The sequence below is a fragment of the Streptomyces sp. TLI_105 genome (genome assembly GCF_900105415.1).
In the GTDB taxonomy this organism is placed as follows: Bacteria; Actinomycetota; Actinomycetes; order Streptomycetales; family Streptomycetaceae; genus Streptomyces.
In genome coordinates this window covers 4462379-4482299 of the sequence record NZ_FNSM01000001.1, presented here as the reverse complement: position 1 = coordinate 4482299, position 19921 = coordinate 4462379, and the positions used below count along the sequence as shown (strand labels likewise).

The window sequence follows — 19921 nt, the reverse complement described above, 5'->3', positions numbered from 1 at the left end:
GGCCGGGCTCAGTGGCGTTCGGTCTGCTGGGCGCCCTTGGCCGGGGCGCCTGCCGGGGCGGCCGGCTGGGGGGCGAGGAAGGCCTTCCAGCCGCCCGCCGGCGCCTCGCCGACCTTCAGGGTGCGCATCTTGGCGATGACGTCGGGGTCCTGGGCGTCGAGCCAGTCGGCGAGCTGGCGGAAGGACACGCACTTGACGTCCTTCTGCACGCAGACGGTGGCGATGGTCTCCTCGACGGCCCGCATGTACGTGCCGCCGTTCCAGGACTCGAAGTGGTTGCCGATGATCAGCGGCGCGCGGTTGCCCCGGTAGGAGCGCTCGAAGGCCTGCACCAGGCCGTCGCGCATCTGGTCGCCCCAGTAGCGGTGCCGGGAGGGGTCGCCCTGGGTCGTACCCGACTGGTTCACCAGGAAGTTGTAGTCCATGGAGAGCGTCTGGAAGGCGCGCCCCGGGACGGGTACGAGCTGCATCGACAGGTCCCACAGGCCCAGGTCCTTCTTGGGCCAGATCTGGTCGTTGACGCCGCTGGTGTCATAGCGGAAGCCCATCTGCGCCGCCGCCTGGACGAAGTTCTTCCGGCCCTCCAGGCAGGGGGTGCGGGCGCCGACGAGCTCCTTCTCGTAGTCGAAGGGCAGCGGCTGCTCGGCGCGCAGGCCGGCGTTGGTCTTCCAGTGCTTGACGAAGGACTTGGCCTGGTCGATCTCGCTCTTCCAGTCCTCGACCGACCAGTTGCCGACGCCGCCCTCCTTCCCGCAGAAGTGGCCGTTGAAGTGGGTGCCGATCTCGTTGCCCTCCTGCCACGCGCCGCGCAGTTCGCGGACGGTGGCGCGGATGCCCTCGACGTCGTTGAAGCCGATGTCGGAGCGGCCGGGGCTGTGCTGCGGCGGGTCGTAGAGCTCCCGCTTCTCCTCCGGCAGCAGGTACACGCCGCTGAGGAAGTACGTCATGGTGGCGTCGTACTTCTTGCCGACCGCGCGGAAGTGGGAGAACAGCTTCTGGCTGTCCTCGCCGGCGCCGTCCCAGGAGAAGACCACGAACTGCGGCGGGGTCTCGCCGGGCTTGAGCTTCTGCCAGACCGGCTGGTGGGGCTGGGCGCCGGTGAAGGCGGTCGAGCCGTCGCCGATCAGCCGGGGCGCGGTCTTCGGGGCCGCGGCCGGTCCCTTCTCGGCGCCCGCGTCGCCCGAGGTGCCCTTCGTGGCGGTGTCGTCGGAGCCCGAGCAGCCGGCGAGGCCGGTGGCGAGGGCGAGGGTGAGGACGCCGACGGCAAGCGCCTTCCTCCGGACAGTGGTCGTTCTGCGGGCGGCTGACATCCGCGCACCTCTCCTCAGATCCTCGGATTTCCGTACAAGCGGCGTAAACGTCGCACCACGAGGACCGGGGGTCGCCAGCGACAAGCGGCATGCGCACGTTCTGTCACCGGAACCGGTGAATCATTGCCCCGTTTGCCCCGAAAATAATGCCGCAGTCTTTACTCTCCATTACGATCCATTTACTGAGCGTTGATCCTCCACTCGAACACGTAGATCACCCGGAGGGTCTCGCGAATCCCGCCGCTGCACCCCGCACGAGCCGCGACCGCGCTGCCCCGGAGGAGACGGGAACATGACCCTCTGTACCCCTGCCCGCACGACCAACCGGCCCCGGATCCAGCGGCCTCACAGCCCGCCGGACGGACCCCGCCGCTTCCGCCTCGCCGGCGCCGACGTCTCCGCGTCCGTCGCCGTCTTCCTGATCGCGCTGCCGCTCTCGCTCGGCATCGCACTCGCCACCGGAGCCCCGCTCCAGGCCGGACTGGTGGCCGCCGCCGTCGGCGGCCTCGTGGCCGGCCGGTTCGGCGGCTCCCCGCTCCAGGTGAGCGGCCCCGCCGCCGGACTCACCGTCGTGACCGCCGAGCTCATCCAGAAGTACGGCTGGCGCACCACCTGCGCCATCACCGTTCTCGCCGGCCTCGCCCAACTCGCACTGTCGGCCCTGCGCGTGGCCCGCTCGGCGCTCGCCGTCTCACCCGCGATCGTGCACGGCATGCTGGCCGGCATCGGCGTCACCATCGCCCTCGCCCAGCTCCACATCGTGCTCGGCGGCACCCCGCAGAGCTCCGCCGTGGACAACGTCCTCGGACTGCCCGCCCAGTTGGCGCGCGTCCACCCGGAGGCGCTCGTCATCAGCGCCCTCACCGTGGCCGTGCTGCTGTGCTGGCCGCGCCTGCCGGGGCGTGCGGGGCGGCTCGTACGGAAGGTCCCCGCCGCGCTCGTCGCGGTGGCCGGGGCGACGGCCGTGGCCGCCTTCGCCGGGCTCGCCGTGCCGCGCGTGGACCTGCCGTCCTGGAGCAGCCACGCCCTGCCCGGCCTGCCCGAGGGCCCGGTCCTCGGCATCGCGGCGGGCGTGCTCACGATCACGCTCGTCACCAGCGTGCAGTCGCTGCTGTCGGCCGTCGCGGTCGACAAGCTGGTCGCCGCCCGAGGGGACCGCGGCCAGGGCGTCCCCCGCTCCCGTCTCGACCGCGAGCTCGCCGGACAGGGCGCGGCCAACATGGTCTCCGGGGCGCTCGGCGGCCTCCCGGTCGCCGGGGTCGCGGTCCGCAGCGTCGCCAACGTCTCGGCGGGCGCCGTGAGTCGCGCCTCGACCATGCTGCACGGTCTGTGGATCGTGCTCGCCGCCCTCCTGCTCGTGCCGGTGCTCGACCTGATCCCGCTGCCCGCCCTCGCCGCCCTCGTCATGGTGGTCGGCATCCAGATGGTGAGCATCACCCACATCCGTACGGTCACCCGGCACCGCGAGGTCGTCGTCTACGCGGTGACGCTGGCCGGCGTCGTCCTCGTCGGCATCCTGGAGGGCGTCGCCCTCGGCATCGCCGTGGCCATCGCGGTCGCCCTGCACCGGCTCGCCCGCACCCGGATCACCCGGGAGGAGCGGGACGGCCGCCAACTGCTGCACGTCCGGGGCCAGCTGACCTTCCTCGCCGTGCCCCGGCTCAGCCGGGCGCTGCACCAACTGCCGCGGGGCTCCGACGTGGTGATCGAGCTCGACGGGTCCTTCATGGACCACGCCGCCTACGAGGCGCTGAGCGACTGGACCGCCGGGCACCTCGCCCACGGCGGGACGGTCGAGACCACCGGGCCGTCCGGTGCCCGGATCGCCGAGCCCGCGCCCGTCACCGACTCCGCCTCGCACCCCTGCTGCCGCCCCTGGACGCCCTGGCACAACCACCAGTGCGGGGAGAAGCCGACCGAGACCAGACGGACGACGGGGCTGCACCTCGCGAGCGGCATCGGCAAGTTCCAGCGGAACACCGCCCCGCTGGTGCGGGACGAGCTCGCGCGGCTCGCCCGGGAGGGGCAGCGGCCCTCGCAGCTCTTCCTGACCTGCTCCGACTCCCGTCTCGTCACCAGCATGATCACCTCCAGCGGCCCGGGTGACCTCTTCACCGTGCGCAACGTCGGCAATCTCGTCCCGCTCCCCGGCGAGGAGAGCGGGGACGACTCGGTGGCGGCGGCGATCGAGTACGCGGTGGAGGTGCTGCGGGTGGAGTCGATCACCGTCTGCGGCCACTCCGGCTGCGGCGCGATGCAGGCCCTGCTGGGCGGCAGCCCGGACGACCCGCCGACCCCGCTCCGCCGCTGGCTGCGCCACGGCCGGCCCAGCCTGGAGCGGATGGCGAGCCGGCGGCACGCCTGGGCCCGGATCTCCGGGCGCCTTCCGGCCGACGCGGTCGAGCAGCTCTGCCTGACCAACGTGGTCCAGCAGCTGGAGCACCTGCGGGCGTACGAGCCGGTCGCGCGCCGGCTGGCCGAGGGCACGCTCACGCTGCACGGCGTGTACTTCCACGTGGGCGAGGCACAGGCGTACCTGCTCTCCGGGACGGACGAGGTGCACGGTTACGACGACGTCTTCACGCGGGTGATGCCGACGGATTCCCTCGAAGCGGCGACCCGGGACGTGCCCACGGACCACCTGGAGGCGGCGCGCGCGTCCTGAACCCGGCGACCCCGACACCGGTGGCGCGCGTCCCGACCCCGGCGACCGCGACACCGGTGGCGCGCGCGTCCTGAACCTTCCGGTCTCCCCGGCCGTGAGACTGTGTGGCCCCTTCTCCCACCGCTCGGGAAGAAGGGGCCACCCGCGCGTCAGCCCGCTCACAGGTCTAAACCAATTTCCTGGAGGCTCTTGTCACCCGGGCATCTGACTGATGAGCTATGACGCGGGACACATACGCACAGAGGACGCCCTGGGAAAGGGAGATGTCGTGAGCAACGAATCCTTGGCCAACCTGCTCAAGGAAGAGCGGCGGTTCGCGCCGCCCACCGAGCTGGCCGCGGACGCCAATGTGACGGCGGAGGCGTACGAGCAGGCCAAGGCGGACAGGCTGGGCTTCTGGGCCGAGCAGGCCAGGCGGCTCAGCTGGGCCACCGAGCCGACCGAGACCCTCGACTGGTCGAACCCGCCGTTCGCCAAGTGGTTCGCGGACGGCGAGCTGAACGTGGCGTACAACTGCGTCGACCGGCACGTCGAGGCCGGCCACGGCGACCGGGTCGCCATCCACTTCGAGGGCGAGCCCGGCGACAGCCGCGCGATCACCTACGCCGAGCTCAAGGACGAGGTCTCCAAGGCCGCCAACGCCCTGATCGAGCTGGGCGTCCGCAAGGGCGACCGGGTCGCCGTCTACCTGCCGATGATCCCCGAGGCGGCCATCACGATGCTGGCCTGCGCCCGCGTCGGCGCCGCCCACTCGGTGGTCTTCGGCGGCTTCTCGGCCGACGCCGTCGCCTCCCGCATCCAGGACGCCGACGCCAAGCTGGTCGTCACCGCCGACGGCGGCTACCGCCGCGGCAAGCCGAGCGCCCTCAAGCCGGCCATCGACGAGGCCGTCGCCAAGTGCCCGCAGGTCGAGCACGTCCTCGTGGTCCGCCGTACGGGCCAGGACACCGCCTTCACCGAGGGCCGGGACGTCTGGTGGGACGACATCGTCGCCCGCCAGTCCGCCGAGCACACCCCGGAGGCCTTCCCGGCGGAGCACCCGCTCTTCATCCTCTACACCTCCGGCACCACGGGGAAGCCGAAGGGCATCCTGCACACCTCCGGCGGCTACCTCACCCAGGCCGCCTACACCCACCACGCCGTCTTCGACCTCAAGCCGGAGAGCGACGTCTACTGGTGCACCGCCGACATCGGCTGGGTCACCGGGCACTCGTACATCGTCTACGGCCCGCTGGCCAACGGCGCGACGCAGGTCATGTACGAGGGCACCCCGGACACCCCGCACCAGGGACGGTTCTGGGAGATCGTGCAGAAGTACGGCGTCACGATCCTCTACACGGCGCCCACCGCGATCCGCACGTTCATGAAGTGGGGAGACGACATCCCCGCGAAGTTCGACCTCTCCAGCCTCCGCGTGCTCGGCTCCGTCGGCGAGCCGATCAACCCCGAGGCCTGGGTCTGGTACCGCGAGCACATCGGCGCGAACAGGACCCCGATCGTGGACACCTGGTGGCAGACCGAGACCGGCGCGATGATGATCTCGCCGCTGCCGGGCGTCACGGAGACCAAGCCGGGCTCCGCCCAGCGCCCGCTGCCGGGCATCTCCGCCACCGTCGTGGACGACGAGGCGAACGAGGTCCCGAACGGCGGCGGCGGTTACCTGGTCCTCACCGAGCCGTGGCCGTCGATGCTCCGCACCATCTGGGGCGACGACCAGCGCTACATCGACACGTACTGGTCCCGCTTCGAGGGCAAGTACTTCGCCGGTGACGGCGCCAAGAAGGACGAGGACGGCGACATCTGGCTGCTCGGCCGGGTCGACGACGTCATGCTCGTCTCGGGCCACAACATCTCGACGACCGAGGTCGAGTCGGCCCTCGTCTCGCACCCGTCCGTCGCCGAGGCGGCCGTCGTCGGCGCCGCCGACGAGACGACCGGTCAGGCGATCGTCGCCTTCGTCATCCTGCGCGGCACGGCGCGCGAAGACGACAACCTGGTCGCCGATCTGCGCAACCACGTGGGCGCGACCCTCGGTCCGATCGCCAAGCCGAAGCGGATCCTGCCGGTGGCGGAGCTGCCGAAGACCCGCTCGGGCAAGATCATGCGCCGGCTGCTGCGGGACGTCGCGGAGAACCGCGAGCTGGGTGACGTCACCACCCTGACCGACTCCTCCGTCATGTCGCTCATCCAGAACCAGCTGCCGGCCACGTCCGACGAGGACTGAGCGGCAGCTCGCGCGTACGACACGGACGCCCGTCCCGAGCCGCTCGGGGCGGGCGTTCGCGCACCCCGCGGTCCACACCTCGCATCCGACGGGACGAAAGCCTCATATCTCCCTAAAGTGAATCTCGCCGGACACACCCCGGGCTCGTTAGGTAAAGTAAGGATCGCGTCAGGAACGCGACAGAAAGACCCAGGTGAGCCGGGAAGTCTGGTCGGCATGTGCTTCGCCCTGCCTGCCCGACGGAGGTCCCCCACGTGTCCGTGTCCAACGACCGCAAGTTCCTCGGCCGCCTCTCGCTGCCCGAGCGGCGGTACATCGCCGACGCCCTGCGCACCGAGACCGTCGGCGGCGTCCTGCTGCTCCTCGCCGCCGTCGCCGCCCTCGTCTGGGCGAACACGCTCGGCGCCGGTTACGAGTCCGTACGGGACTTCCACATAGGCCCCGCCGCCCTCGGCCTCGACCTGTCGATCCAGCACTGGGCCGCCGACGGCCTCCTCGCGGTCTTCTTCTTCGTCGCCGGCATCGAGCTCAAGCGCGAGCTCGTCGCGGGCGAGCTGCGCGACCCCAAGGCCGCGATGCTCCCCGTCGTCGCCGCGCTCTGCGGCATGGCGGCCCCCGCCCTCGTCTACACCCTGGTCAACACCCTCGGCGACGGCTCCCTGGACGGCTGGGCCGTGCCCACCGCGACCGACATCGCCTTCGCACTCGCCGTCCTCGCCGTCATCGGCACCTCGCTGCCGTCCGCGCTGCGCGCCTTCCTGCTCACCCTCGCCGTCGTCGACGACCTGTTCGCGATCCTGATCATCGCGATCTTCTTCACCAGCGACCTGAACTTCGCCGCGCTCGGCGGCGCCGCCGCCGGACTCGTCGTCTTCTGGCTGCTGCTCCGCAAGGACGTCCGCGGCTGGTACGTGTACGTGCCGCTGGCCCTGGTCATCTGGGGCCTGATGTACAACAGCGGCGTCCACGCCACGATCGCCGGCGTCGCCATGGGCCTGATGCTCCGCTGCACCACCCGGGAGGGCGAGAAGCACTCCCCCGGCGAGCACATCGAGCACCTGGTCCGGCCGCTCTCGGCCGGGCTCGCCGTGCCCCTCTTCGCGCTCTTCTCCGCCGGGGTGAGCATCTCCGGCGGCGCGATCCACGACGTCTTCACCCAGCCGGTCACCCTCGGCGTGGTCCTCGGTCTCGTCGTCGGCAAGGCGATCGGCATCTTCGGCGGCACCTGGCTCGCCGCCCGCTTCACCCGGGCGGAGCTCAACCCGGACCTGGCCTGGCCCGACGTGTTCGCCGTCGCCACCCTCGCCGGAATCGGCTTCACCGTCTCGCTCCTCATCGGCGAACTCGCCTTCGCCGGGGACGCCGCCCTCACCGACGAGGTGAAGGCCGCCGTCCTGATCGGCTCGCTCGTCGCGGCCGTCCTCGCCTCCGTCCTGCTGAAGCTGCGGGTCCGGAAGTACCAGACGCTCTGCGCGGACGAGGAGCGCGACGACGACGAGGACGGCATCCCCGACATCTACGAACAGGACGATCCCGAGTACCACCTGAGGATGGCCGAGATCTACGAGCGGAAGGCGGCGGAACACCGGGAGCGCGCCCAACTGGCGGGGGCATCGCGCGACGGCGCCGACCGTCCGGCATGATCTGAGTCGGACCGTAGACACAAGGAGAGGGAGCAGCGATGAGCGACCCGTTCGACGGCACCGAGCGCAGCCTCGGTCAGCTGGTCGCCTCGGCGACCGCCGAGATGTCCGCGCTGGTGCACGACGAGATCGCCCTGGCCAAGGCCGAGATCCGACAGGACGTCAAGCGTGGCGCGATCGGCAGCGCGGCGGGCATCGCGGCCGCCGTGGTGCTGCTCTTCTCGCTGCCGATGCTGAGCTTCGCGCTCGCGTACGCCATCAACACCTGGACCGGCGGGCACAACGGCAACGGGGGCTGGAACCTCGTCTGGTGCTTCCTGCTGTCCTTCGCCTTCAACGTGCTGGTCGCGAGCCTCCTCGCGGCGATCGCCGTCGCCAAGTTCAAGAAGGTCAAGCCGCCGGAGAGGTCCATCGCCTCCGCCAAGCAGACGGCGGCGATCATGCAGAACGCGAAGCCGCACCCCCGTCCGGAGTCGCGCCCGGCACTGGAGAAGGCCTCCACTGTGGCACGCTCGTCCGTATGACCCTTCCCGAGAGCAGCGGCGGCAACGGCGGGCCCGTACGGCTCGACGGGCCGTGGACGCACCGCGACGTCGCCGCCAACGGCGCCCGCTTCCACATCGCCGAGATGGGCGACGGCCCGCTGGTGCTGCTCCTGCACGGCTTCCCGCAGTTCTGGTGGACCTGGCGCCACCAGCTGCCCGCCCTCGCCGAGGCCGGGTTCCGGGCGGTCGCGATGGACCTGCGCGGAGTGGGCGGCAGCGACCGCACACCACGGGGTTACGACCCCGCCAACCTGGCCCTCGACATCACCGGTGTCGTCCGCTCCCTGGGCGAGCCGGACGCGGCGCTCGTCGGGCACGACCTGGGCGGCTACCTCGCCTGGACGGCCGCCGTCATGCGGCCGAAGCTGGTGCGCCGACTCGTGGTCTCCTCGATGCCGCACCCGCGCCGCTGGCGCTCGGCGATGCTCTCCGACTTCGCCCAGTCGCGGGCCGGTTCGCACATCTGGGGCTTCCAGCGGCCGTGGCTGCCGGAGCGTCAGCTCGTCGCGGACGACGGCGCGCTCGTGGGCGAGCTGATCCGGGACTGGTCGGGTCCGAAGCCGGTCGACGAGGAGGCCGTCGAGGTGTACCGGCGGGCGATGTGCGTCCCGTCGACGGCGCACTGCTCGATCGAGCCGTACCGGTGGATGGTCCGGTCGCTGGCCCGCCCGGACGGCATCCAGTTCAACCGGCGCATGAAGCGGCCGGTCCGGGTGCCGACGCTCCATCTGCACGGCTCCCTGGACCCGGTGATGCGGACCCGCAGCGCGGCGGGGTCCGGCGAGTACGTGGAGGCGCCGTACCGCTGGCGACTCTTCGACGGCCTCGGGCACTTCCCGCACGAGGAGGACCCGGTGGCCTTCACCACGGAGCTCGTCAACTGGCTCAAGGACCCCGAGCCCGACCGCTGAGCCGGGCCGCCGAGCCGACCGTCGTGCCGGGGCGTCGTGCCGGTCCGCCGTGCGGGGCCTCCGCACCGGTCCGCTGAGCACCCGTCACCCCGGCCGACGTACAGGCGTCCGTCGAACGGCCATGTGCCCCGCGCATACTCCAATTGGCGGGCCCCCAGGCGGTTACCGACCTTGGCCCCCGGGCAGACGTCGAAGTATGGGCTGGACGCACGACTACGGTGACACGACAGCACGCGACCGCCGCTCGGCCACGGGGCCGGGCTCCCGGGAGAGGGGTGGCCCGGCGGACGCGGGCTACGCGGTACCAGGGGTGGGGATCTCGCGCATCCTGCGCCGCCGGGCCCGCTGGGTCTCGGCTCGGCTGCGGCACCCCAGAAACACCCCGTAACTCCCCTCGGGCCCGGCCCCTTCGGGCCCGTCTCAGAGGGCGCAGGCCTGGGTGTCGACCTGCTGGTCGGCGGCCCGGCCCCGCTCGATGTCCTCACGGATCTCGTCGACCGTCAGGGCGTATCCCGTGTTGGCGTCGTCGAGCGAGCGGGCGAAGATCACGCCGTACACCTCGCCGTCCTCGGTGAGGAGCGGACCGCCGGAATTGCCCTGGCGGACCGTCGCGTACAGCGAGTACACGTCCCTGCGCACCTCGTCGCGGTGGTAGATGTCGGGGCCCTGGGCGCTGATGCGGCCCCGCACACGGGCCGACCGCACGTCGTACGAGCCGTTCTCCGGGAAGCCGGCGACGATCGCGTCGTCGCCGCTGCGGGCGTCCTCGTCGGTGAAGGCCAGCGGCGTGGCCCTGAGGCCCGGCACGTCCAGGACGGCGATGTCGCGCTGCCAGTCGTAGAGCACGACCTTGGCGTCGTAGAGCTTGCCCTCGCCGCCTATCTGGACGGTCGGCTCGTCGACGCCGCCGACGACGTGGGCGTTGGTCATGACGCGGCGGTCGGCGAAGACGAAGCCGGTGCCTTCGAGGACCTTGCCGCAGCTCTGCGCGGTGCCGACGACCTTCACGATGGAGCGCTGCGCGCGGGCGGCGACGGGGCTGTGGGCGAGCGCCGGGTCGGGCGGGGTGACCGGGGTGATCGGCTCGTTCGCGAAGGGGCTGAAGACCTGGGGGAAGCCGCTGCGGGCCAGGGTGGAGCTGAAGTCGTCGAACCAGCCCGAGGCCTGATCCGGCATCACCTGCTCCACGCCGAGCAGCACCTTGGAGTTCCGTACCTCCTTGCCCAGGGTGGGCAGCGAGGTGCGGGCGAGGGCGGAGCCGATCAGCCAGGCCACGAGCAGCATCGCGACGACGTTGACCAGGGCGCCGCCGGTGGCGTCCAGGGCGCGGGCCGGCGACCAGGTGATGTGCCGGCGCAGCTTGTTGCCGAGGTGGGTGGTGAAGGCCTGGCCCACGGAGGCGCAGACGATGACCACCATCACGAAGACGACGGTGGCCGTCGTCGAGACCTCGCTGTGGTCGGTCAGCTGGTCCCAGAGGATCGGGAGCAGCAGGACGGCGACGAGACCGCCGCCGAGGAAGCCGATGACGGAGAGGATGCCGACGACGAATCCCTGGCGGTAACCGATGATCGCGAACCACACGGCGGCGAGCAGCAACAAGATGTCCAGCACGTTCACCGTCAATAGCCTCGCAGATTCGTTTCCGGTCACCCGGGGTCGGCCGGCCCAAGGCCGGTCCGCCCGGAGGTCAGCCTGTCATGAGCGCCAGTCGAGCGGGACCTGCCTGGACCGGTCCCAGGGGCGCTCCCAGCCGGCGTAGTGCAGCAGCCGGTCGATGACGCCGGCCGTAAAACCCCAGACCAGAGCGGATGCGACGAGGAACCCGGGGCCCTTGTGGCCGCTCGGGTGCACGGTGGTCGCGCGGTTCGCGGGGTCCGTGAGATCCGCCACGGGGACGGTGAAGACGCGGGCGGTCTCGCCGGGGTCCACGACGCCGACCGGGCTGGGGTCGCGCCACCAGCCGAGGACGGGGGTGACGACGAAGCCGCTGACCGGGATGTAGAGCCGGGGCAGGACGCCGAAGAGCTGGACGCCCGCCGGGTCGAGGCCGGTCTCCTCCTGGGCCTCGCGCAGGGCGGCGCGCAGCAGGCCGCCGTCCGCCGGGTCGCCGTCCTCGGGATCGAGGGCGCCGCCGGGGAAGGAGGGCTGTCCGGCGTGCGAGCGGAGGCTGCCGGAGCGCTCCATGAGCAGCAGCTCGGGTCCGCGCTCGCCCTCGCCGAAGAGGACGAGGACGGCGGACTGGCGGCCGGCGCCGCTTTCGGGCGGCAGGAAGCGGCTCAGCTGCTCGGGCCGGACCGTGCGGGCGGCCCGGTCGACCGGCTCGAGCCAGTCGGGCAGCCCGTCCCGGCTGAGCAGCCCGGCCGCGCCGGGTCCGTGGATCTCTTCGTCAGTGCGCGTCATAGGCACCCCCGTGGTTCACAACGCGATCGATGGACGGGTTCGTTCCCGGCGTCCCCTCGCCCCGGCCTCCCGGGCGGGGGAACGCGCCCGGGGCTCCCGGGGCCGGGTTCAGGCGCTGCCGCCGAGCGGGGGCGCCGGGATGCCGGGGTAGTCGGGCGGCGGGTTCAGCCGCTGGCCGGGGAAGCCGCCCATCTCGTACTTGAGCAGCTTCCGCGCCTTCTCGGGGTCGGTCTCGCCCTCTCCGTACGAGGGGCAGAGGTGGGTGATCGGGCAGGCGCCGCAGGCGGGCTTGCGGGCGTGGCAGATCCGGCGGCCGTGGAAGATCACCCGGTGGGAGAGCATCGTCCACTCGCTCTTGGGGAAGATCGTGGCGACCTCGGCCTCGATCTTCACCGGGTCGTCGGACTCGGTCCACCGCCAGCGCCGGGTGAGGCGGATGAAGTGGGTGTCGACGGTGATGCCGGGGACCCCGAAGGCGTTGCCGAGGACGACGAAGGCGGTCTTGCGGCCGACGCCGGGGAGCTTGACGAGGTCCTCCAGGCGGCCGGGGACCTGTCCGTCGAAGTCGTCCCTGAGGGCGGCGGCGAGGCCCATGATCGACTTGGTCTTGGCGCGGAAGAAGCCGGTCGGCCGGATCAGCTCCTCGACCTCCTCGGGCACGGCCGCCGCGAGGTCCTCGGGCGTGGGGTACTTGGCGAAGAGGGCGGGGGTGGTCTGGTTGACCCGCAGGTCGTTGGTCTGGGCCGAGAGGACCGTGGCGACGAGCAGCTCGAAGGGGTTGCGGAAGTCGAGCTCCGGATGGGCGTACGGGTAGACCTCGGCCAGTTCGCGGTTGATCCGGCGCGCCCGGCGGACCATCGCGAGCCGCGACTCGGGCTTGGCGGACCTGGCGGGCTTCACGGGGCCGACGGCCTTGGCGGGCTTCACGGGGCCGGTGGGCTTGGCGGGCGCGGGGGTCTCGGCAGCCGCCCCCGGCTTCCCTTTTGCACCTTTCACCCGTTTCGACACGCCGTGTTCGCCCACAGCGGAATTACCTTCGGCCGACACTCTTTCAGCCCCCTTGGCCTGCGCTCTCACCGGCGAGTTGGACACCCGGCCAGCCTAGGCGCCGCCGCCGACATCCGCCCCGGGCACGGCCGATCGGAGCCCAATCGGGCCCCTGACGTACGGACGGGCGGCTCGGTACGTCAAACTTGTTGTGATTGATCGCACTGTTTTGTGCGTCCGGCATCATGGGACCCAGGTCCTTTGAGCAGGTCGACAGTAGGAGAGAACTCGTGGACGACGTTCTGCGGCGCGCCCCGCTCTTCGCGGCGCTCGATGACGAGCAGGCTGCCGAGCTGCGCGCCTCGATGAGTGAGGCGACGCTTGCCCGTGGCGACGCGCTCTTCCACGAGGGCGACCCCGGTGACCGCCTGTACGTGGTGACCGAGGGCAAGGTGAAGCTGCACCGCACCTCCCCCGACGGCCGCGAGAACATGCTGGCCGTCCTCGGCCCCGGCGAGCTCATCGGCGAGCTGTCCCTCTTCGACCCGGGCCCGCGCACCGCCACGGCGACCGCGCTGACCGAGGTCAAGCTGCTCGGCCTGGGCCACGGCGACCTCCAGCCCTGGCTGAACGCCCGCCCCGAGGTGGCCACCGCGCTGCTGCGCGCCGTCGCCCGCCGACTGCGCAAGACCAACGACCAGATGTCCGACCTGGTCTTCTCCGACGTCCCGGGCCGTGTCGCCCGCGCGCTCCTCGACCTGTCGCGCCGCTTCGGCGTGCAGTCGGAGGAGGGCATCCACGTCGTCCACGACCTCACCCAGGAGGAGCTGGCCCAGCTGGTCGGCGCCTCCCGCGAGACGGTCAACAAGGCGCTCGCCGACTTCGCCCAGCGCGGCTGGCTGCGCCTGGAGGCCCGCGCCGTGATCCTGCTGGACGTGGAGCGCCTCGCGAAGCGCTCGCGGTAAGCACCTCCGTACGCGTCCCGTACGCGTTCCGTACGTGCGGAAAGGCCGCCCCGGTCGGACGACCGGGGCGGCCTTTTCCATGGGCGCGGAGGCCGGCCCTTTTCCCGTGGGCGCGGAGGTCAGCGCTTCGAGCCGTCCACGATCACCGGGGCGGAGCCGCCGCTGCCGCAGGGCACCGCGTAGACCGGGTTCTTCGCCGCGGCCTCCTTGTACGCGTCGATGCACTGGTTCATCAGGACCTTGTCCGTCAGCGACTCGTTGAGGATCTTGTTGGCGCGGGCGATGCCCTCCGCCTCGATGCGGCGCCGGTCGGCCTCGGCCTTGGCCGTACGGGAGGCCTCGGTGGCCCGCTCGGTGGCCTGCTGCTGCTGGATCTTGCGGTCGATCTGGCCCTGGAGGGCGTCCGACGGCTTCACGTTGCGCAGGTTGACCGTGGTCACGTCGATGCCGCGCGGCGCCAGACGCTCCTTGATCAGGGTGCCGATCTCGGCGTTGATCTTCTCGCGGTCGGTCGCGTACCCCTGCTCGCTGGTGTAGTGGGCGAAGACGTTACGGACGATCTCCCGGCTGTCCGGGTAGACCAGCCGCTGCTGGATGGCCTCCTCGCTGCCCGCGAGCTTGTAGAGCTCGACGGACTTGGCCTGGTCGACGGACCACTTCACCGTCACCTCGACGTACATGACACCGCCCTGCGAGGAGCGGACCTCGACCACGTCCTTGTCGGAGAGGTTGAGGTCGACCGGGCGGGTGGAGAAGGTCGTGACGTCCGTGAACGGCGACTTCAGGTGCAGGCCCGAGGTCATCGGAGAGCCCACCTTGCCGAAGGCGACCGGCACGCCGACCTCGTACGCGCTGATCACGTACGTCATGCTCGCGATCAGCGAGAAGAGGCCGGCGAGGACCGCGCCGAGGGCGCCGAACTTCAGCCCCTTGGAATCGTTGGCGCGGCCGACGAAAAAGAGCACCACTGCGGCTATGAACAGCAGGATGGCGATGACGAACACGGGCGGTCCCCCCGAAAGCTACGGCCGGATGTAAGCGGAGCGTAAGACACGCGGGAAAGCCGAAAGGTTCCGGGTCCCGCCTCACGGGCCGCGCCTCCGGTCGGACCGGGCCGGGCCGCGGTCCCTGTCGGACCGGGCCAGGCCGCGGCCCCTGTCGGACTGGGCCAGGCCGCGGCCCCTCAGACCAGGCCGCGGCCCCTCAGGTACTCCAGCTGCGCCCGTACGGACAGCTCGGCCGCCGGCCACAGGGAGCGGTCCACGTCCGCGTACACATGGGCGACGACCTCCGCCGCCGTCCGGTGCCCCGCCTCGACCGCCGTCTCCACCTGGGCGAGCCGGCTCGCCCGGTGCGCGAGATAGAACTCCACGGCCCCCTGCGCGTCCTCCAGGACCGGCCCGTGCCCCGGCAGGACCGTGTGCACCCCGTCGTCGACGGTCAGCGAGCGCAGCCGCCGCAGCGAGTCCAGGTAGTCCCCGAGCCGCCCGTCCGGGTGCGCGACCATCGTCGTCCCGCGCCCCAGGATCGTGTCGCCCGTCAGCACCGCCCGGTCGGCCGGCAGGTGGAAGGAGAGCGAGTCCGAGGTGTGCCCGGGCGTCGGGACGACCCGCAGCTCCAGACCGCCGACCGTCACCACGTCCCCCGCGCCGAGCCCCTCGTCGCCCAGCCGCAGCGCCGGATCGAGGGCCCGCACGGCCGTCCCGGTCAGCTCCGCGAACCGGCCGGCGCCCTCCGCGTGGTCCGGGTGGCCGTGGGTCAGCAGGGTCAGCGCGACCCGCTTGCCGAGCTTCTCGGCCGTGTCGATCACCTGACGCAGATGGCCCTCGTCGAGCGGCCCCGGGTCGACCACGACGGCGAGGTCCGAGCCCGGCTCGGAGAGCAGCCAGGTGTTGGTGCCGTCGAGGGTCATCGCGGACGGGTTCGGCGCAAGGACGTTCACGGCGCGGGCGGTCGCGGGCCCGGAGGCCACCAGTCCGCGCGGCTGGCCGGGCAGGGCGGCGGCGTCGCTCATCGCTCACCCCCGGTGGGGATGACCTTGGTGAACTCCTCGTGCCCCGGCCAGCTCAGGACCAGCTCGTCGCCCTCCAGGCGCGCCTGTGCGAGGACGGGGGCCATGTCCTGCGCCTCCGCCGCCACCAGCGCCTCGGCGACCGTCCCGTACGGCTCCAGGGTGCGCAGGGTCGAGATCGTCGGCGGCATCATCGTCAGCTCGCCCCGGTCGTAGCCGGCCGCGGCGTCCGCCGGGCGGATCCAGACCGTGCGGTCCGCCTCCCCCGACACGTCCCGGGTGCGCTGCCCGGCCGGGAGCGCCGCCACGAAGAACCAGGTGTCGTACCGGCGCTGCTCGAACTCCGGGGTGATCCAGCGGGCCCACGCGCCCAGCAGGTCCGAGCGCAGGACGAGCCCGCGTCGGTCCAGGAAGTCGGCGAAGGACAGCTCCCGGGCGACGAGCGCCTCCCGGTCCCGCTCCCACTCCTCGCCGGTCGTGTCGCCGACGACGCCGTCCTCGGTCTCCCCGGCGAGCAGCACGCCCGCCTCCTCGAAGGTCTCGCGCACGGCGGCGCAGACCACGGCCTGGGCCTGCGCAGGATCGTCGAGGCCGAGCCGGACCGCCCACGTCTCCAGGGACGGGCCCGCCCAGCGCACCGGCTGCTCGTCGCGCGGGTCGACGCCGCCGCCGGGGTAGGCGTACGCGCCGCCGGCGAAGGCCATCGAGGTGCGGCGGCGCAGCATGTGGACGTCGGGCCCGGAGACGCCGTCCCGCAGGAGCAGGACCGTGGCGGCGCGCCGGGGCGTCACGGGGGTGAGCTCACCGGCGGCGAGGGCGCGGATGCGGTCGGGCCATTCCGCCGGATACCACTGACCGTTCGACTGCTTCGACTGACCATTCGACATGGCCGGATGCTATGCGCAAGCATCGGAATGCACGAGAGCCGGTTTCCCGGGGCTGTGGAAAACCGGCTCCTGTCGTACGGAGTCGTGGTCGTACGGAGCCGTACGGGCTCTGGTCGAGTCCGTACGGGCTCTTTGCGAGGCGTACGGCTCTTGTCGAGTCGTACGGATCGGCGGTCAGGCCTCGACGAGCTCGACCTGGACCTCGACCTCGACCGGCGCGTCGAGCGGCAGCACGGCCACGCCGACGGCGCTGCGCGCGTGCACGCCCTTCTCGCCGAGGATCTCGCCGAGCAGCTCGCTGGCGCCGTTGATGACGGCGGGCTGACCGGTGAAGTCGGCGGCGGAGGCCACGAAGCCGACGACCTTCACGACGCGCTTGACGCGGTCGAGGTCACCGGCGACCGACTTCACGGCCGCGAGCGCGTTGAGCGCGCAGGTGGCGGCGAGCTTCTTGGCCTCCTCCGGCGTGACCTCGGCGCCGACCTTGCCGGTCACCGGAAGCTTGCCCGCCACCATCGGGAGCTGGCCCGAGGTGTAGACGTACACGCCGGACTGCACGGCCGGCTGGTAGGAGGCGATCGGCGGCACGACCTCGGGCAGGGTCAGGCCGAGCTCGGCGATCCGCGCCTCGACGGCCCCGCTCACGACTTGGCCCGCTTCAGGTAGGCCACGAGCTGCTCGGGGTTGTTCGGCCCGGGCACGACCTGGACGAGCTCCCAGCCGTCCTCGCCCCAGGTGTCCAGAATCTGCTTGGTCGCGTGCACCAGAAGCGGCACCGTGACGTACTCCCACTTGGTCATGGGGCCGACTGTATCCGCTGCCGCGGGGCCATCCGCCGAGGTGGCCCCCGAAGCTCCCCCTAGGTGGCTTCTCCGGGGCGGCCTGCTGATTGCGCGCGGCCGCCAGTGGTTAGGCTCGACAGCGTGAGCAGGCTCCAGGTCGTCAGCGGCAAGGGCGGTACCGGTAAGACGACGGTCGCCGCCGCCCTCGCCCTCGCCCTCGCGACGGAGGGGAAGCGGACCCTCCTCGTCGAGGTCGAAGGCAGACAGGGCATCGCACAGCTCTTCGAGACGGAAGCCCTTCCGTACGAGGAGCGCAAGATCGCCGTCGCCCCCGGCGGCGGCGAGGTGTACGCGCTGGCGATCGACGCCGAGCGCGCACTCCTCGACTACCTCCAGATGTTCTACAAACTGGGCGGGGCGGGACGGGCCCTGAAGAAGCTCGGCGCGATCGACTTCGCGACGACGATAGCGCCGGGCGTCCGGGACGTGCTCCTGACCGGCAAGGCGTGCGAGGCGGTCCGGCGGCGCGAGAAGGACGGCCGTCCCACCTACGACCACGTCGTCATGGACGCGCCGCCCACCGGCCGCATCACCCGCTTCCTCAACGTGAACGACGAGGTCGCGGGCCTGGCCAGGATCGGCCCGATACACAACCAGGCGCAGGCCGTCATGCGGGTCCTGAAGTCCCCCGAGACGGCGGTGCACCTGGTGACGCTCCTGGAGGAGATGCCGGTCCAGGAGACCGCGGACGGCATCGCGGAGCTGAGGGCCGCCGACCTGCCGGTGGGACGGGTCGTGGTGAACATGGTCCGCCCGCACGTCCTCGACGAGGCGGCCGTGCGGGCCGCCTCGGGCGACCACCGGGACGCGATCGCGCGCGCCCTGGCGTCCGTCGGCGTCACGGGCGGCACGCGGCTGGTGGAGCCGCTCCTCGACCAGGCGGCCGAGCACGCGCGGCGGGTGGAGCTGGAACGGACGCAGCGCGCCGTCCTGGACGGCGTCGGCGTCCCCTCGTACGAACTGCCCTTCCTCGGGGACGGGGCGGACATCGCCGGGCTCTACCGGCTGGCGAAGGAACTGCGGAAGCAAGGGGTGGGCGCGTGACGGAGACAGCGGACGCCACGACGGCCCCCGAAGCGGCCGCTGTCGTGGCCGGGGCCGTGGCGGGGGCCGACACCGGAGCCGACGCCGGAGCCGAGGCCGGAGCCGGAGCCGGGGCCGACACCGGAGCCGACACCGTGGACGGACCGGACGCTGTGGACGGGCTCGATCGCGCGCCCCTCCTCGAGCTCGATCCGCTCCTCGACGACCGGGGGACCCGGATCATCGTGTGCTGCGGCGCGGGCGGGGTCGGCAAGACGACCACGGCGGCGGCCCTCGGCGTGCGGGCGGCGGAGCGCGGCCGGCGGGTCGTGGTCCTCACCATCGACCCGGCGCGCCGGCTCGCCCAGTCCATGGGCATCGACTCCCTCGACAACACGCCCCGCAAGGTCGACGGGATCAAGGGGTCCGACGGCGGCGAACTGCACGCCATGATGCTCGACATGAAGCGGACCTTCGACGAGATCGTCGAGGCGCACGCGGAGCCCGAGCGGGCGCGGGCGATCCTGGAGAACCCCTTCTACCAGTCCCTGTCGGCCGGATTCGCCGGTACGCAGGAGTACATGGCGATGGAGAAGCTGGGCCAGCTCCGGGCCCGCGACGAGTGGGACCTGATCGTCGTCGACACCCCGCCCTCCCGGTCCGCGCTGGACTTCCTCGACGCGCCGAAGCGGCTCGGGTCCTTCCTCGACGGCAAGTTCATCAAGCTGCTCATGGCCCCGGCGAAGGTCGGCGGCCGGGCCGGGATGAAGTTCCTCAACGTCGGCATGTCGATGATGACGGGGACCCTGGGGAAGCTGCTGGGGGGTCAGTTCCTCAAGGACGTACAGACGTTCGTGGCGGCGATGGACACGATGTTCGGCGGTTTCCGGACCCGCGCGGACGCCACGTACAAGCTGCTCCAGGCCCCGGGCACGGCCTTCCTCGTGGTCGCCACGCCGGAGCGGGACGCGCTGCGCGAGGCCGCGTACTTCGTGGAGCGGCTGGCCGCCGAGCAGATGCCGCTGGCCGGTCTCGTCCTCAACCGCGTCCACGGCAGCGGCGCCGCCCGGCTGTCGGCCGAGCGGGCGCGGGCCGCCGCGGAAAATCTTGACGAGGGGCGCATTGTGGATCAGGGGGGCGGGAAGGCTGGACTGCGTGGCTCCCCGGCCACCACGCCCGAGCTTGAGACCGAGCCCGAGCCGAACGATCTCGCCACCGCCGCCGCACATCCCGTACCCGAGGCTGCCCCCACAGCCGAACCGGCACAGGAAACAGATGTGGACGTACGTCATCTCACCGCAGGACTTCTGCGCCTGCACGCAGAGCGCATGCGGGTGCTCGCACGCGAGCAGCGCACGCGCGACCGCTTCACCGCGCTCCACCCGGAGGTGGCGGTGACCGAAGTGGCCGCCCTGCCCGGCGATGTGCACGACCTCGCCGGGCTGCGGGCCATCGGTGACCGACTCACGGCGGGACGGACGCCCTCGGCCTGAGCCTTGAGTACC

The 19921-nt window shown here is 71.9% G+C and carries 18 protein-coding genes; 9 read left to right on the top strand and 9 right to left on the bottom strand.

What is annotated here, in order from left to right; translation table 11 throughout:
- Positions 1 to 8: 8 nt before the first annotated feature.
- A complete protein-coding gene (locus BLW86_RS20545; RefSeq protein WP_093875384.1) occupies positions 9 to 1310 on the bottom strand; it encodes a polysaccharide deacetylase family protein in 1302 nt (433 codons plus the stop codon).
- A 292-nt stretch (positions 1311 to 1602) separates the two neighbouring features.
- Here BLW86_RS20545 and BLW86_RS20540 point away from each other — a divergent pair, with 292 nt between their 5' ends.
- The 6 genes from BLW86_RS20540 (at position 1603) to BLW86_RS43220 (ending at position 9686) form a co-directional block, all read left to right on the top strand.
- Positions 1603 to 3975, top strand: coding sequence for a SulP family inorganic anion transporter (locus BLW86_RS20540; protein ID WP_093875383.1), 2373 nt, complete (start codon positions 1603 to 1605; stop codon positions 3973 to 3975).
- Between the two features lie 268 nt (positions 3976 to 4243).
- A complete protein-coding gene (acs, locus tag BLW86_RS20535; protein ID WP_093875382.1) occupies positions 4244 to 6199 on the top strand; it encodes an acetate--CoA ligase in 1956 nt (651 codons plus the stop codon).
- Between the two features lie 254 nt (positions 6200 to 6453).
- Entirely contained in the window at positions 6454 to 7842 is a 1389-nt protein-coding gene (nhaA, locus tag BLW86_RS20530; RefSeq protein WP_093875381.1) for a Na+/H+ antiporter NhaA, read from the top strand.
- A gap of 38 nt (positions 7843 to 7880) precedes the next feature.
- On the top strand, positions 7881 to 8366 hold the full coding sequence (locus BLW86_RS20525) for a phage holin family protein (RefSeq protein ID WP_093875380.1): 486 nt from the start codon (positions 7881 to 7883) through the stop codon (positions 8364 to 8366).
- Entirely contained in the window at positions 8363 to 9298 is a 936-nt protein-coding gene (locus BLW86_RS20520) for an alpha/beta fold hydrolase (RefSeq protein WP_093875379.1), read from the top strand. The genes BLW86_RS20525 and BLW86_RS20520 overlap by 4 nt, the downstream gene beginning before the upstream one ends.
- A 196-nt stretch (positions 9299 to 9494) precedes the next feature.
- Positions 9495 to 9686 carry a hypothetical protein gene (locus BLW86_RS43220; RefSeq protein ID WP_093875378.1) on the top strand — a complete coding sequence of 64 codons (192 nt, stop codon included), beginning with the start codon at positions 9495 to 9497 and terminating at the stop codon, positions 9684 to 9686.
- A 32-nt stretch (positions 9687 to 9718) separates the two neighbouring features.
- Here the strand turns inward: BLW86_RS43220 and BLW86_RS20510 are convergent, their stop codons facing one another.
- The 3 genes from BLW86_RS20510 to nth all read right to left on the bottom strand — a co-directional run bounded on the left by BLW86_RS20510 (position 9719) and on the right by nth (position 12793).
- On the bottom strand, positions 9719 to 10918 hold the full coding sequence (locus BLW86_RS20510; RefSeq protein ID WP_093878770.1) for a MarP family serine protease: 1200 nt from the start codon (positions 10916 to 10918) through the stop codon (positions 9719 to 9721).
- A 78-nt stretch (positions 10919 to 10996) separates the two neighbouring features.
- Positions 10997 to 11701: an NUDIX hydrolase gene (locus BLW86_RS20505; RefSeq protein ID WP_093875377.1), complete on the bottom strand. Its 705-nt coding sequence runs from the start codon at positions 11699 to 11701 to the stop codon at positions 10997 to 10999.
- A 108-nt stretch (positions 11702 to 11809) separates the two neighbouring features.
- Positions 11810 to 12793 (bottom strand): endonuclease III, encoded by a 984-nt coding sequence (nth, locus tag BLW86_RS20500; RefSeq protein WP_093875376.1) that lies wholly within the window; start codon positions 12791 to 12793, stop codon positions 11810 to 11812.
- A gap of 185 nt (positions 12794 to 12978) precedes the next feature.
- Between nth and BLW86_RS20495 the strand changes: the two genes are divergently transcribed.
- Positions 12979 to 13653: a Crp/Fnr family transcriptional regulator gene (locus BLW86_RS20495; protein WP_015034542.1), complete on the top strand. Its 675-nt coding sequence runs from the start codon at positions 12979 to 12981 to the stop codon at positions 13651 to 13653.
- A 119-nt stretch (positions 13654 to 13772) separates the two neighbouring features.
- Here the strand turns inward: BLW86_RS20495 and BLW86_RS20490 are convergent, their stop codons facing one another.
- The 5 genes from BLW86_RS20490 to BLW86_RS20470 all read right to left on the bottom strand — a co-directional run bounded on the left by BLW86_RS20490 (position 13773) and on the right by BLW86_RS20470 (position 17351).
- A complete protein-coding gene (locus BLW86_RS20490) occupies positions 13773 to 14657 on the bottom strand; it encodes a prohibitin family protein (protein ID WP_093875375.1) in 885 nt (294 codons plus the stop codon).
- Between the two features lie 179 nt (positions 14658 to 14836).
- Positions 14837 to 15667 (bottom strand): MBL fold metallo-hydrolase, encoded by an 831-nt coding sequence (locus BLW86_RS20485; protein WP_093875374.1) that lies wholly within the window; start codon positions 15665 to 15667, stop codon positions 14837 to 14839.
- Complete coding sequence (locus tag BLW86_RS20480; RefSeq protein ID WP_093875373.1) at positions 15664 to 16551, bottom strand: NUDIX hydrolase; 888 nt, start codon at positions 16549 to 16551, stop codon at positions 15664 to 15666. The genes BLW86_RS20485 and BLW86_RS20480 overlap by 4 nt, the downstream gene beginning before the upstream one ends.
- 174 nt (positions 16552 to 16725) lie before the next feature.
- Positions 16726 to 17196, bottom strand: a complete 471-nt coding sequence (locus tag BLW86_RS20475) for a RidA family protein (protein WP_093875372.1) — start codon at positions 17194 to 17196, stop codon at positions 16726 to 16728.
- Complete coding sequence (locus tag BLW86_RS20470; protein ID WP_015034547.1) at positions 17193 to 17351, bottom strand: Sp36 family protein; 159 nt, start codon at positions 17349 to 17351, stop codon at positions 17193 to 17195. Before BLW86_RS20470 ends, BLW86_RS20475 begins: the two co-directional genes overlap by 4 nt.
- A gap of 123 nt (positions 17352 to 17474) precedes the next feature.
- On the opposite strand from BLW86_RS20470, the gene BLW86_RS20465 reads away from it, so the two are divergent.
- Both BLW86_RS20465 and BLW86_RS20460 read left to right on the top strand, forming a co-directional pair.
- Complete coding sequence (locus BLW86_RS20465) at positions 17475 to 18437, top strand: ATPase BagA (protein ID WP_177181708.1); 963 nt, start codon at positions 17475 to 17477, stop codon at positions 18435 to 18437.
- A gap of 134 nt (positions 18438 to 18571) precedes the next feature.
- Positions 18572 to 19909, top strand: a complete 1338-nt coding sequence (locus BLW86_RS20460; protein WP_093878769.1) for an ATPase BagB — start codon at positions 18572 to 18574, stop codon at positions 19907 to 19909.
- The last annotated feature ends 12 nt before the right edge of the window (positions 19910 to 19921 follow it).

Excerpts from the sequence above, each read along its gene's own strand:
- BLW86_RS20545 (WP_093875384.1), bottom strand. The coding sequence starts at position 1,310 with ATGTCAGCCGCCCGCAGAACGACCACTGTCCGGAGGAAGGCGCTTGCC.
- BLW86_RS20540 (WP_093875383.1), top strand. The coding sequence starts at position 1,603 with ATGACCCTCTGTACCCCTGCCCGCACGACCAACCGGCCCCGGATCCAG.
- BLW86_RS20525 (WP_093875380.1), top strand. The coding sequence starts at position 7,881 with ATGAGCGACCCGTTCGACGGCACCGAGCGCAGCCTCGGTCAGCTGGTC.
- BLW86_RS20520 (WP_093875379.1), top strand. The coding sequence starts at position 8,363 with ATGACCCTTCCCGAGAGCAGCGGCGGCAACGGCGGGCCCGTACGGCTC.
- BLW86_RS43220 (WP_093875378.1), top strand. The coding sequence starts at position 9,495 with ATGGGCTGGACGCACGACTACGGTGACACGACAGCACGCGACCGCCGC.
- BLW86_RS20505 (WP_093875377.1), bottom strand. The coding sequence starts at position 11,701 with ATGACGCGCACTGACGAAGAGATCCACGGACCCGGCGCGGCCGGGCTG.
- BLW86_RS20485 (WP_093875374.1), bottom strand. The coding sequence starts at position 15,667 with ATGAGCGACGCCGCCGCCCTGCCCGGCCAGCCGCGCGGACTGGTGGCC.
- BLW86_RS20480 (WP_093875373.1), bottom strand. The coding sequence starts at position 16,551 with ATGTCGAATGGTCAGTCGAAGCAGTCGAACGGTCAGTGGTATCCGGCG.
- BLW86_RS20470 (WP_015034547.1), bottom strand. The coding sequence starts at position 17,351 with ATGACCAAGTGGGAGTACGTCACGGTGCCGCTTCTGGTGCACGCGACC.